Source organism: Streptomyces kanasensis (genome assembly GCF_043077165.1).
GTDB lineage: Bacteria > Actinomycetota > Actinomycetes > Streptomycetales > Streptomycetaceae > Streptomyces > Streptomyces changanensis.
The window spans coordinates 1,858-15,346 of record NZ_JBIBSF010000008.1 but is presented as its reverse complement, the minus strand read 5'-3'; the positions used below and the strand labels follow the sequence as shown (position 1 = coordinate 15,346).

Below are 13,489 nucleotides of genomic sequence, written 5' to 3'. Positions count from 1 at the left end.
CCATGCAACACGGCAAGTACCGATTCATCGTGGGCTTCCTCGCCCCGCCTCTGCTCGTCTACGCCGTCTTCGTCGTCTCGCCGTTCGTCCAGGCCTTCCAGATCTCGCTGACGGACTGGTCGGGCCTGGTCGGCACGGCCCGCTTCGTCGGCGCCGACAACTTCGTCCGGCTGTGGGAGAGCGAGGAGTTCTGGAACGCGCTGCGCCACAACGTGTACATGCTGGCGCTCGTGCCGCTGGTCACGCTCGCCCTCGGCCTGTTCTTCGCGTTCATGCTCAACGTGGGCGGCAGACGGCGGCCGAACCAGGTCGTCGCCGGTGTGGCGGGCTCCCGCCTCTACACGTTCGTGTTCTTCCTCCCGCAGGTCATCTCCATCACGATCATCGCGGTCATCTGGTTCAACATCTACAACCCCGACCCGGACGACGGCATGCTCAACTCCCTCCTCGGCGCGGTCGGCCTGGAGGGGCTGCAGAACGCCTGGCTGGGGGAGAAGAGCCTCGCGCTGTGGTGCATCAGCGCGGTCATGGTCTGGGGACACGTCGGCTTCTTCGTCGTCCTGTTCTCCGCGGCGATGGCCTCCATCCCCCGCGACGTGTACGAGGCGGCCCTGCTGGACGGCGCGGGCCGCTCCCACACCTTCTTCCGGATCACGCTGCCGCTGCTCTGGGACACCGTGCAGACCGGTTGGGTGTACATGGGGATCATCGCCCTGGACGCGTTCGCCCTGGTGCAGATCATGTCGGTGAACATGGGCGGGCCGGACGGCGCCACCGACGTCATGCCGCTCAGGCTCTACCTGACGGCCTTCCGCGACAGCCAGTACGGCTTCGCGGCCGCGATGGGCGTCGCGATGCTCGTCGTGACGATGGCCTTCGCCGTGCTCACGTTGCGCTTCGCGCGCCGTGAGCGGATCGAGTACTGAGGGAGCGGCGCGTGACCACCGACGAGATCCGCAAGACCGACGGGCCGGTACCCGGCGCCGGCACCCCGACGTCCCCGCGCACCCCCCGCCGGTCCACGGGCCCGGGGCGCGCCGGGGGCCGCCCGTCCGAGGGCGACGTCCTCAACGTCTTCTCGCACGGCATCCTCGTGCTGTGGGCGCTGATGGTCGGCGTCCCGCTGCTGTGGGTGCTGTGGAGCGCCTTCAAGGACAGCGGCGGCATCCTCACCGACCCGTGGGGGCTGCCGACGGTCCTGCACTGGGAGAACTGGTCCAACGCCTGGAACGAGGCGAACATGGGCCGCTACTTCGTGAACACGGCGATCGTCGTGGGCGGTTCCGTGACCGGCACGATGGTGCTGGGGTCGATGGCCGCGTACGTGCTGGCCCGCTTCACCTTCCCCGGCAACCGGTTCGTCTACTACCTGTTCGTGGCCGGGATGTCCTTCCCCGTCTTCATGCTGGTGATCCCGCTCTTCTTCGTGATGCGGGACTTCCCCGGCACCTCGCTGCTGGCGACGTACCACGGGCTGATCCTCGTCTACGTCGCGTACTCGCTGCCCTTCACCGTCTTCTTCATGACGGCGTTCTTCCGGACGCTGCCCACCTCGGTGGCGGAGGCTGCGCTGATCGACGGCGCCTCGCACACCCGGACGTTCTTCCAGGTCATGCTGCCGATGGCGAAGCCCGGCCTGATCAGCATCGGGATCTTCAACTTCCTGGGGCAGTGGAACCAGTACCTGCTGCCGATGGTGCTGAACCAGCAGGAGGACAAGTACGTCCTCACCCAGGGCCTGGCGATGATCGCCCTGCAGCAGGGGTACGAGAACGACTGGGGCGCGCTGATGGCCGGCATGGTGATCGCGATGCTGCCCGTGCTGGTGGTGTACGCCGTCTTCCAGCGGCAGGTGCAGGCGGGGCTCACCTCCGGCGCCCTGAAGTAGCCGTCCGGCGGCTACGAGCCGTGAACCGCCCGCCGGGCCCCACGGGCTCCGGCGGGCGGTTTCTTTGTGCCCCAATGCCGACATACCGGTCTTATTGCGACATTACCCGCTCATCAGAGCTTCGTAATGCTCAAGGTCTTGACGGAGGCCAACGCGAAAGGCTCAGCTTAGAGTTCACATGTTGGAGAAAACGGCAGGAGTGAGAGAGTCGATGGAGACTCCGGGGTCGCAGACGTCTCTGCATCGCGCCAACCTCGAACGGGTCGTGCGCGCCGTCCGTATGGCCGGTTCCCTCACCCAGGCGGAGATCGCCCGGGCCACGGGGCTGTCCGCCGCCACGGTCTCCAACATCGTGCGGGAGCTCAAGGACGGCGGCACGGTCGAGGTCACCCCGACCTCCGCGGGCGGCCGCCGCGCCCGCAGCGTCTCGCTCAGCGGTGACGCCGGGATCGTGATCGGCGTCGACTTCGGCCACACGCACCTGCGCGTCGCCGTCGGCAACCTCGCCCACCAGGTGCTCGCGGAGGAGGCCGAGCCACTCGACGTGGACGCCTCCTCCGCCGAGGGCTTCGACCGGGCGGAACACCTGGTCAAACGGCTGATCGAGACCACCGGCATCGGCCCCGACAAGGTCATCGGGGTGGGGCTCGGCGTCCCCGGCCCGATCGACGTCTCGTCCGGCACGCTCGGTTCCACGTCGATCCTGCCGGGCTGGACCGGGATCAACCCCAGCCGGGAGCTGTCGGCCCGCCTCGGCGTCCCCGTCTACGTCGACAACGACGCCAACCTCGGCGCCCTCGGCGAGCTCGTCTGGGGCGCCGGCCGCGGCGTCCGCGACCTCGCGTACATCAAGGTGGCCAGCGGCGTCGGCGCCGGGCTCGTCATCGACGGGCAGATCTACCGGGGCCCCGGCGGTACGGCCGGCGAGATCGGCCACATCACGCTCGACGAGTCGGGCCCCGTCTGCCGCTGCGGCAACCGCGGCTGCCTGGAGACGTTCACCGCGGCCCGCTACGTCCTGCCGCTCCTCCAGCCCGGCCACGGTCCCGACCTCACCATGGAGCGGGTGGTCCAGCTGGCGCGCGAGGGCGACCCCGGCTGCCGCCGCGTCGTGGCCGACGTGGGCCGCCACATCGGCAGCGGCGTCGCGAACCTCTGCAACCTCCTCAACCCCAGCCGGGTCGTCCTCGGCGGTGACCTCGCGGAGGCCGGTGAGCTGGTCCTGACGCCCATCAGGGAGTCCGTCTCGCGGTACGCGATCCCCAGCGCCGCCCGGCACCTCTCCGTCGCCCCGGGCGCCCTCGGCGGACGCGCCGAAGTGCTGGGAGCGCTCGCCCTCGTCCTGAGCGAAATGGGTGATTCGACCCTTCTGGAGGGCGCCCACCAGCCGGCCGGGAAGGCCGCTACGCCTGCGTTCACTTAGATAACGCATGGCACCGTTGTCATCTCGTTAACAATTCACTCCTTGACGACGAGGTGGCGGCCCGAGTTGACTCACAGCCACCTCGGCCGCAGTGTCGCGGCCTCGTCAGGGAGGCAAACCCAATGAACGCAATGACGCGACGCGTCGTCATAGGTACGGCCGCGGTGTCCATGGCCGTGTCCCTCGCCGCCTGTGGCAAGGCGGGAGACGGCGGCTCCGCCGGCGGCGACGGCGGTGACGGCAAGACCATCGGTCTGCTCCTGCCCGAGAACAAGACCACGCGCTACGAGACCTTCGACCGCCCGATCATCGAGGCGAAGATCAAGGAACTCTGCTCGGACTGCGAGGTCAAGTACAACAACGCCGCCCAGGACACCGAGACCCAGAAGAAGCAGTTCGACGCGCTCGTCACGCAGGGCGTCAAGGTGATCATCCTCGACGCGGTCGACTACAAGGCCACCAAGTCGTGGGTGCAGCAGGCCGAGAAGAAGGGCGTCAAGGTCGTCGCGTACGACCGGCTCGCCGAGGGCCCGATCGCCGCCTACGTCTCGTACGACAACGAGAAGATCGGCCGCCTCCAGGGCGAGGCCCTCGTCAAGGCGCTGGGCGCCGGGGCCAAGGACGCCGACGTCGTCATGATCAACGGTTCGCCGACCGACCCGAACGCCCCGCTCTTCAAGAGGGGCGCCCACAGCGTCCTCGACAAGCAGGTCGGGAAGATCGTCTACGAGCAGGACATCCCGGACTGGTCCCCGGACGAGGCGAACAAGAAGATGGGCGCCGCCATCGACTCGCTCGGCAAGGACGGCTTCCAGGGCGTCTACTCCGCCAACGACGGCATGGCCGGCGGCATCATCACCGCCCTCAAGAAGCAGGGCGTCAAGGTCCCCGTCGGCGGCCAGGACGCCGAGCTGGCCGGTCTGCAGCGCATCCTGAAGGGCGAGCAGTCCTTCACGATCTACAAGCAGATCAAGCCCGAGGCCGAGACCACCGCCGAGATCGCCGTCGCGCTCCTCAAGGGCGAGAAGTTCGCCCACCTGACCCCGGCCAAGGTCACCAGCCTCACCGGCGAGTTCAAGAACATCCCGGCGAAGCTCTACGACGCCCAGATCGTGACCAAGGACAACATCGCCGACACGATCGTCATGGACAAGGTCTACAAGGCCGCCGACATCTGCACGGCCGAGTACAAGGCCGCCTGCGAGGCCGCCGGCATCAAGTAACCGGCACCCCTCCCCCCTCACCACGCGCGGGGCCCGCTCCGGCCGGGCCCCACACGAGGCCCGTTCGACCCGGGCCCCCGCACCGGTCCGGCGCCCACCCCCTCATCACGCCCCGCGGCGGCGGGCGGGCGCCGGACTCCCTCGCACCCCTTGTGCTCCAACGCACCACCATCCCCGCCCGTCGGGCGGGTGAAGGAGATGATTCACGTGTCCGCTACGCCCGTGCTGGCGTTGCGCGGAGTCTCCAAGCGGTTCGGCGCCGTCCAGGCGCTCACCGACGTAGACCTGGAGATCCACGCCGGAGAGGTCGTCGCCCTGCTCGGCGACAACGGCGCCGGCAAGTCGACCCTCGTCAAGACGATCTCGGGAGTCCACCCGATCGACGAGGGCAGCATCGAGTGGGAGGGCCGTCCGGTCCGGGTCACCCGGCCGAACGACGCCCAGGAGCTCGGCATCGCCACCGTCTACCAGGACCTCGCCCTCTGCGACAACCTCGACGTGGTCGCCAACCTCTTCCTCGGCACCGAGCTGCGCCGCGCCTCCGTCCTCGACGAGATCGCGATGGAGAAGCGCGCCAAGGAGCTCCTCGACACCCTCTCCATCCGCATCCCGAGCGTGCGCATCCCGGTCGCCTCCCTCTCCGGCGGCCAGCGCCAGGTCGTGGCCATCGCCCGCGCCCTGATCGGCAACCCCAAGGTCGTCATCCTGGACGAGCCGACCGCCGCCCTCGGCGTCGAGCAGACCGCCCAGGTGCTCGACCTGGTCGAGCGGCTCCGCGAGAACGGCCACGGCGTCATCCTCATCACCCACAACATGGCCGACGTCCGGGCCGTCGCCGACCGCGCCGCCATCCTGCGCCTCGGCCGCAACAACGGCGTCTTCGACGTCCAGGGCACGTCCCACGAAGAGATCATCGCCGCCATCACCGGCGCCACGGACAACGCCGTCACGCGCCGCCAGGCCCGTACGGCCTCGAAGGAGGACGCGAAGTGAGCGACCTCACCAAGACCCCCCGGCGCCGCGGCGCCCACGCCCAGAACGGCACCGACCAGTCGGCGGCGCCCGTACCGGCGGTCGACCCCCGCCTCCTCGTCCGCGAGCAGGGCCTCAAGGGCTACTGGACCGAGTTCACCCGCAAGGTCCGCGGCGGCGAGCTCGGCTCCCTGCCGGTCTTCATCGGCCTGATCGTCATCGCGGTCGTCTTCCAGTCGCAGAACGCCAACTTCCTGTCGGCGAGCTCCGTCGCGAACATCGCGGTGTACAGCTCCGGCCTCGGCATCATGGCCGTCGGCATCGTCTTCGTCCTCATCCTGGGCGAGATCGACCTCTCCGTCGGCTCCATCGCCGGCGTCGGCGCCGCCGTCTGGGCGGTGCTCAGCGTCACCAACGGGCTGAACGACTGGCTCGCCGTCCTCATCTCGGTCGTCGTCGGCCTGTCCCTCGGCCTCCTGCACGGCTTCTTCTTCGCGAAGGTCGGCGTGCCCGCCTTCGTCGTCACCCTCGCCGGCTTCCTCGGCTGGAGCGGCCTGCAGATCTGGCTGATGGGCAAGGAAGGCTCCATCAACACGCCGACCGGCAGCGTCGTGGAGAGCCTCACCGGCTACTACTTCGAGGACAAGGCCGCCGCCTACGGCCTGGCCGTCGCCGCGGTGCTCCTCTACGCCGCCTCGCTGCTGCTGGACGTCAAGCGCCGCCGCGCCGCCGGCCTGGCCGCCCGTCCCACCAGCGAGATCCTGCTGCGCACCGGCGTCGTCGCGGTCCTGTGCCTCGCCGTCGCCTACGTGCTGAACGAGCCCGCCGGCGCCCGCGGCCTGCCGTTGGCCCTCGTGCTCTTCCTCGCCGTCCTGCTGGTCGCCGACTTCGTCGCCCGCCGCACCACCTTCGGCCGCCAGGTCTTCGCGGTCGGCGGCAGCGCCGAGGCCGCCCGCCGCGCGGGCATCAACGTCGACCGGATCCGGATCACCGTGTTCGGCCTCTCCGGCCTGCTCGCCGCGTTCGGCGGCCTCTTCGTCGCCAGCCTCTCCGGCGGCGCCACGAAGAGCCTCGGCGGCGGCAACACCCTGATGCTCGTCATCGCGGCGGCCGTCATCGGCGGCACCAGCCTCTTCGGCGGCCGCGGCAAGGTCTGGTCGGCCCTCCTCGGCATGATCGTCATCCAGTCGATCCAGCAGGGCCTGAACATGCTCGGCATGGCCAGCGAGATCCAGTACATGATCACCGGCGCGGTGCTCCTCGCCGCCGTCGTGATCGACTCGATCTCCCGCAGGACCCAGAAGGACGCCGGCCGCGCCTAGGGGCGCCGTGTCGATCGGGTCGGGCCGGCGGGCCCGACCCGATCGGCAGGACGCACCCCGGCGGCAGCGCGTCACCCCGCAGTGCCCGGCGCCACGCAACCGGCGCCGGGCACCGGTGCGTCCTGAGGGAGGGGCCCGTAGACACCGGGCACCCACCCGCCCCACGTGGTTACATTCGGCTACGTCCGCACCGCCCGTGCCTGTCACCACGTACGGGCGCCTCCCGGACACGGCCCGATGTCCACAGTCCGGGACGGAACATTAGACTCGGCGGATCGGCACGTTCGACCGGCTCAACCTCGACCAGCCCAACACGCAAGGAGGCACGGGTGGCATTGCTGACCCGTATCAGGGGACCGCGCGACCTCGACCGGCTCTCCCCGGAGCAGCTTGACCGGCTGGCCTCGGAGATCCGCACCTTCCTCGTCGACGCGGTCTCGAAGACCGGCGGCCACCTCGGCCCCAACCTCGGCGTGGTCGAGCTGACCATCGCCCTGCACCGCGTCTTCGAGTCCCCGAAGGACCGGATCCTGTGGGACACCGGGCACCAGTCGTACGTGCACAAGCTCCTCACCGGCCGTCAGGACTTCTCCAAGCTGAAGATGAAGGGCGGCCTGTCGGGCTACCCGGCGCGTGCCGAGTCCGAGCACGACCTCATCGAGAACTCCCACGCCTCGACCGTCCTCGGCTGGGCGGACGGCCTGGCGAAGGCGAACGAGGTGCTGGGCCGCGACGACCACGTCGTCGCGGTCATCGGTGACGGCGCGCTCACCGGCGGCATGGCCTGGGAGGCGCTGAACAACATCGCCGCGGCGAAGGACCGGCCGCTCGTCATCGTCGTCAACGACAACGAGCGCTCCTACGCCCCGACCATCGGCGGCCTCGCCAACCACCTGGCCACGCTCCGCACCACCGACGGCTACGAGCGCTTCCTCGCCCGCACCAAGGACATCCTCGACCGCACCCCGGTCGTGGGCAGGCCCCTGTACGAGACGCTGCACGGCGCGAAGAAGGGCCTGAAGGACTTCATCGCCCCGCAGGGCCTCTTCGAGGACCTCGGTCTGAAGTACGTCGGCCCGATCGACGGCCACGACATCGCCGCCGTGGAGTCCGCGCTCCAGCGGGCCAAGCGGTTCAACGGCCCCGTCATCGTCCACTGCCTCACCGAGAAGGGCCGCGGCTACCAGCCGGCCCTGGCGGACGAGGCCGACCGCTTCCACGCCGTCGGCAAGATCCATCCCGACACCGGCCTCCCCATCGCCTCCTCCGGGGCCGACTGGACCTCCGTCTTCGCCGACGAGATGGTCGAGCTCGGCAAGGAGCGCGAGGACATCGTCGCGATCACCGCGGCCATGCTCCAGCCGGTCGGCCTCGACAAGTTCGCCAAGGCGTTCCCGGAGCGGGTGTACGACGTCGGCATCGCCGAGCAGCACGCGGCGGTCTCGGCGGCGGGCCTGGCCGCGGGCGGGCTGCACCCGGTCGTCGCCGTCTACGCCACGTTCCTCAACCGCGCCTTCGACCAGGTGCTCATGGACGTCGCCCTGCACGACTGCGGCGTGACGTTCGTCCTGGACCGCGCCGGCGTCACCGGTACTGACGGCGCCTCCCACAACGGCATGTGGGACATGTCGATCCTCCAGGTCGTCCCCAACCTCCGCATCGCCGCCCCCCGCGACGCCGACCAGGTCCGCGCCCAGCTGCGCGAGGCCGTCGCCGTCGACGACGCGCCCACCGTGGTGCGGTACTCGAAGGGCGCCGTCGGCCCCGCCGTCGAGGCCGTCGGCCGTGTCGGCGGCATGGACGTCCTGCGCGAGCCGGGCACCGACCGGCCGGACGTCCTGCTCGTCTCCGTCGGCGCGCTCGCCCCGATGTGCCTGGAGATCGCCGACCTCCTCGACAAGCAGGGCATCTCCACGACGGTCGTCGACCCGCGCTGGGTCAAGCCCGTCGACGAGGCCCTGGCGCCGCTCGCCGACCGGCACCGCGTCGTCGTCACCGTCGAGGACAACGGCCGCGTGGGCGGCGTCGGCAGCGCCGTCGCCCAGGCGCTGCGGGACGCGGGCGTCGACGTGCCGCTGCGCGACTTCGGCATCCCGCCGCGCTTCCTCGACCACGCCTCCCGCAAGGAGGTCCTCGCCGAGATCGGTCTGACCGCCCCGGACGTCGCCCGCCAGGTGACGGGCCTCGTCTCCAAGCTGGACGGCCGTTACGAGGCCCCGGAGGAGACGGCCGACGAGTCGGCGGACGAGGCCGCCGCGGAGCCGGTCCGCGACTGACCCGCGCCGGACCGTGCGCCGGCCCACGTCGGGCCGGCCCACGCCGGGCGGCCCACGGGCTCGCCCGTACCGGGCCGGCCCGGGCGCCGGATCGCCGCCGCGGTGGGCCGGGCGGGCCGCGGTACGCCGCCGTAGGCCGTGTGGGCCGGTGGGACCACCCTGTTCGGGTGGTCCCACCGGCCCATTCGCGTGAACCCGGCCCGCGCGCCCGCCCCGCGCCCGCCCCGTCTCCGGATCATGACCGGGTGACGACACAGACGGACCCGGCGCCGCGCCGGAACAGCGGCCTGTTCCGCACCAAGACGGTCGAGCAGTCCATCCAGGACACCGAGGAACCCGAGCACGGGCTGCGCAGATCCCTCTCCGCACTGGACCTGACGGTCTTCGGCGTGGGTGTGATCATCGGCACGGGCATCTTCGTCCTGACGGGCAAGGTCGCCAAGGAGACCGCCGGCCCCGCGACGGCACTCGCCTTCGTCGTGGCGGGTGTCGTCTGCGCCCTGGCGGCCCTCTGCTACGCCGAGTTCGCCTCGACGGTGCCGGTCGCCGGCTCCGCGTACACCTTCGCCTACGCGTCGCTCGGTGAACTGCCCGCCTGGATCATCGGCTGGGACCTGGTGCTGGAGTTCGCGCTGGGCACCGCCGTCGTTGCCGTCGGCTGGTCCGGGTACGTCCGCTCGCTCCTCGACAACGTCGGCTGGCACCTGCCGCAGGCACTGTCCGGGACGGACGAGGTCCACGGGTTCGGCTTCGACCTGCTCGCCTTCCTGCTGGTGCTGGCGCTGACCGCCGTCCTCGTGCTCGGCATGAAGCTGTCGGCGCGGCTCACCGCGCTCGTCGTCGTCATCAAGGTCACGGTCGTCCTCGTCGTCATCGTGGCCGGCGCGTTCTTCGTCAAGGCGGCGAACTACCGGCCGTTCATCCCCGAGGCGCAGCCGCAGACCGGGGGCAGCGGCCTCGACGCGCCGCTCCTGCAGGTCCTCTTCGGCTACGAGCCGACCAACTTCGGCGTCATGGGCATCTTCACCGCCGCGTCGATCGTCTTCTTCGCCTTCATCGGCTTCGACGTGGTCGCCACGGCCGCCGAGGAGACCCGCGTGCCGCAGCGGGACATGCCGCGCGGCATCCTCGGCTCCCTCCTCATCTGCACCACCCTGTACGTCGCCGTGTCGATCGTCGTCACCGGCATGCAGCACTACAGCCGGCTCTCCGTGGACGCGCCCCTCGCGGACGCCTTCAAGGCCACCGGGCACCCTTGGTACGCCGGCTTCATCAGCTTCGGCGCCGCCGTCGGCCTCATCACCGTGTGCATGATCCTGCTGCTCGGCCAGACCCGGGTCTTCTTCGCGATGAGCCGGGACGGACTGCTCCCGCGCTTCTTCTCCCGGACCCACCCGGTGTACCAGACGCCCTACCGCGCGACGGTGCTGCTCGGCGTTCTCATCGCCGTCATCGCCGGCATGACCAGCATCGCGGAGCTGGCGACGCTGGTGAACATCGGCACCCTCTTCGCGTTCGTCGTCGTCGCCCTGGGCGTGGTGATCCTCCGCCGCACCCGCCCCGACCTGCCGCGTGCCTTCCGCACCCCCCTGGTGCCGTGGCTGCCGGCGGCGTCGGTGGCCGCGTCGCTGTGGCTGATGCTCAACCTGCCCGCCGAGACCTGGGTCCGCTTCGCCATCTGGATGGCCCTGGGCGTCGTCGTCTACTTCCTCTACGGCCGGTCCCGCAGCCGCATGGCCGGTGGGCCCGGACCGGAGCGCGCCCCGGCCGGGACCGGCGGACCGGACCGCGGCTAGACCGGGACCGCCGGTCCCGACCACGACCGGTCCCGACCACGACCGGTCCCGACCACGACCGGTCCCGACCACGACCGGTCCCGACCACGACCGGGCCGGGCCCGCCGGACCCGGCGGGCCAGGCCCGGCCGCGGGCGCCCCGGCGCCGTAGGGGCGTGCGACGTCGGGGCCGGGGCGCCGGGGCCGGGTCAGACGGGGCGTACCGTGCGCGGGCCGGCGCAGCGGGCGCCGTACGCGGTGACGCGGTGGCGCAGCTCCCGGTCGGCGGTGACGACCACACACGGGCGGTCCGCCGCCCCGCGGGCCAGCTCCGCGATGGTGGCGTCGCCGTCCGCCGGGGCCGCCACGACCCGCACGCCGTCGACCGGCTCGACGCCGCGCGCCCGCCCCTCCACGACCAGCACGATGTCGAGCGGTCCCGGCAGCAGACCGGGCACACCCCCGGCGGCGTACCGGGCGAGGTGGTCGCGCAGCCGCTCGGCGGCCGCCCGGCGGTCACGCCACCAGCCGTCCGGTACGGAGCCGACGACGTTCGCCGCGTCGACGATCAGCAGGGGGGACGTCATGGCCCCCACGTTATCCACAGGCGGCGGCCGGAGGTCCCCGGGCCCCGTGCGGCGCTCGTAGTATTGCCGAATGACTTCCCCGCACGCATCCGACGCGGACGAGGCCCTGCGGGTCCTCGGCCGGGTCTTCGGCTACGACTCGTTCCGCGGTGAGCAGCGGGAGATCATCGACCACGTCGTGGGCGGTGGTGACGCGCTCGTCCTCATGCCGACGGGTGGCGGCAAGTCGCTCTGCTACCAGATCCCCGCACTGGTCCGCCCCGGTGTCGGCGTCGTCGTCTCGCCGCTCATCGCGCTCATGCAGGACCAGGTGGACGCCCTGCGCGCGGTCGGCGTGCGGGCCGGGTTCCTCAACTCGACACAGGACCTCGACGAGCGGCGGCTGGTCGAGGCGGAGTTCGCCGCCGGTGAGCTGGACCTGCTCTACCTGGCGCCCGAGCGGCTGCGCGTCGAGTCGACGCTGCGGCTGCTGGAGCGGGGGAAGATCGCGCTGTTCGCCATCGACGAGGCGCACTGCGTCGCCCAGTGGGGCCACGACTTCCGCCCGGACTACCTCCAGCTGTCGCAGCTCCACGAGCGCTGGCCCGACGTGCCGCGCATCGCCCTCACGGCGACCGCGACGCGCGCGACGCACGCGGAGATCGCCTCCCGGCTGAAGCTCCAGGACGCCCGCCACTTCGTCGCGAGCTTCGACCGGCCCAACATCCAGTACCGGATCGCCCCGAAGAACGAGCCGCGCAAGCAGCTCCTCGCCCTCCTGCGCGGTGAGCACGAGGGCGACGCCGGCATCGTCTACTGCCTGTCCCGCGCCTCGGTGGAGAAGACCGCCGCGTACCTCGTCGAGCACGGCATCGACGCCGTCCCGTACCACGCGGGGCTCGACGCCCGCACCCGCGCCGAGAACCAGTCGCGCTTCCTGCGGGAGGACGGCCTGGTCGTCGTCGCCACGATCGCCTTCGGCATGGGCATCGACAAGCCGGACGTCCGGTTCGTCGCCCACCTCGACCTGCCGAAGTCCGTCGAGGGCTACTACCAGGAGACGGGCCGGGCCGGCCGCGACGGCCTGCCCTCCACGGCCTGGCTGGCGTACGGGCTCAACGACGTCGTGCAGCAGCGCCGCATGATCGACACCAGTGAGGGCGACGAGGAGCACCGCCGCCGTCTCGCCGCCCACCTCGACGCCATGCTGGCCCTGTGCGAGACCGTCGAGTGCCGCCGCGTCCAGCTGCTCGCCTACTTCGGGCAGGAGAGCGGCCCCTGCGGCAACTGCGACACGTGCCTGACGCCGCCCAGCACCTGGGACGGCACGGTCGCGGCGCAGAAGGCCCTGTCGACCGTCGTCCGGCTCAAGCGGGAGCGGAACCAGTCCTTCGGCGTCGGCCAGATCGTCGACATCCTCCTCGGCCGGAAGACCGACAAGGTCATCCGCTTCGACCACGACGCGCTGAGCGTCTTCGGGATCGGCACGGAGCTGACCGAGGCGCAGTGGCGCGGCGTGGTCCGCCAGCTGCTCGCCCAGCGGCTCCTCGCGGTGCAGGGCGAGTACAACACCCTCGTCCTCACCGACGAGTCCGCCGAGGTGCTCGCAGGCCGCCGCAAGGTCCTGCTGCGCACCGAGCCGGAGAAGCCCGCGCGCGCCGCGGGCCGGGGCGGTGCGGCGGGGAAGCGGAAGGCCGCGCCCGTCGACCTGCCGGAGGAGGCGCTGCCCGTCTTCGAGCGGCTGCGGGCGTGGCGCGCGGCCACCGCCAAGGAGCAGGGCGTCCCGGCGTACGTCGTCTTCCACGACGCGACGCTGAGGGAGATCGCCGCGGCACCGCCCTCGACCCTCGCCGAGCTCGGCGCGGTCAGCGGCGTCGGCGAGAACAAGCTCGCCAAGTACGGGGAGCAGATCATCGAGGCACTCGCCGCGGAGGACTGACCACGACGGGCGGGGGGGGGGGGGGCGCCCCCCCCCCCCCCCCGCCGACACCCCCCCACCCCCCCCCCCCCCCCCCCCCCCCCCCCCCCCCCCCCCCCCCCCCCC

The 13,489-nt window shown here is 71.4% G+C and carries 10 protein-coding genes; 9 read left to right on the top strand and 1 reads right to left on the bottom strand.

The features are described from left to right. Positions 1-2 precede the first annotated feature (2 nt). The 8 genes from ACF053_RS20230 (at position 3) to ACF053_RS20195 (ending at position 10,900) form a co-directional block, all read left to right on the top strand. Entirely contained in the window at positions 3-926 is a 924-nt protein-coding gene (locus tag ACF053_RS20230; RefSeq protein WP_391955157.1) for a carbohydrate ABC transporter permease, read from the top strand. A gap of 26 nt (positions 927-952) precedes the next feature. Further along, positions 953-1,888, top strand: coding sequence for a carbohydrate ABC transporter permease (locus ACF053_RS20225; RefSeq protein WP_391955422.1), 936 nt, complete (start codon positions 953-955; stop codon positions 1,886-1,888). A 211-nt stretch (positions 1,889-2,099) separates the two neighbouring features. Beyond that, a complete protein-coding gene (locus ACF053_RS20220) occupies positions 2,100-3,311 on the top strand; it encodes an ROK family transcriptional regulator (RefSeq protein ID WP_391955156.1) in 1,212 nt (403 codons plus the stop codon). A gap of 122 nt (positions 3,312-3,433) precedes the next feature. Beyond that, positions 3,434-4,534, top strand: a complete 1,101-nt coding sequence (locus ACF053_RS20215) for a substrate-binding domain-containing protein (RefSeq protein WP_391955155.1) — start codon at positions 3,434-3,436, stop codon at positions 4,532-4,534. Positions 4,535-4,732: 198 nt separating this feature from the next. Then, positions 4,733-5,527 carry an ATP-binding cassette domain-containing protein gene (locus ACF053_RS20210; protein WP_058941395.1) on the top strand — a complete coding sequence of 265 codons (795 nt, stop codon included), beginning with the start codon at positions 4,733-4,735 and terminating at the stop codon, positions 5,525-5,527. Further along, on the top strand, positions 5,524-6,828 hold the full coding sequence (locus ACF053_RS20205) for a sugar ABC transporter permease (protein ID WP_391955154.1): 1,305 nt from the start codon (positions 5,524-5,526) through the stop codon (positions 6,826-6,828). Before ACF053_RS20210 ends, ACF053_RS20205 begins: the two co-directional genes overlap by 4 nt. A 329-nt stretch (positions 6,829-7,157) precedes the next feature. Continuing rightward, positions 7,158-9,104, top strand: coding sequence for a 1-deoxy-D-xylulose-5-phosphate synthase (dxs, locus tag ACF053_RS20200; RefSeq protein WP_391955153.1), 1,947 nt, complete (start codon positions 7,158-7,160; stop codon positions 9,102-9,104). Positions 9,105-9,349: 245 nt separating this feature from the next. Further along, positions 9,350-10,900: an amino acid permease gene (locus ACF053_RS20195; protein WP_391955152.1), complete on the top strand. Its 1,551-nt coding sequence runs from the start codon at positions 9,350-9,352 to the stop codon at positions 10,898-10,900. 188 nt (positions 10,901-11,088) lie between these two features. Here the strand turns inward: ACF053_RS20195 and ACF053_RS20190 are convergent, their stop codons facing one another. Next, the gene (locus ACF053_RS20190) at positions 11,089-11,466 is read right to left on the bottom strand and encodes an NTP pyrophosphohydrolase (protein WP_391955151.1); all 378 of its coding nucleotides are present in this window, start codon (positions 11,464-11,466) and stop codon (positions 11,089-11,091) included. A 70-nt stretch (positions 11,467-11,536) separates the two neighbouring features. On the opposite strand from ACF053_RS20190, the gene recQ reads away from it, so the two are divergent. Further along, complete coding sequence (recQ, locus tag ACF053_RS20185; RefSeq protein WP_391955150.1) at positions 11,537-13,384, top strand: DNA helicase RecQ; 1,848 nt, start codon at positions 11,537-11,539, stop codon at positions 13,382-13,384. The last annotated feature ends 105 nt before the right edge of the window (positions 13,385-13,489 follow it).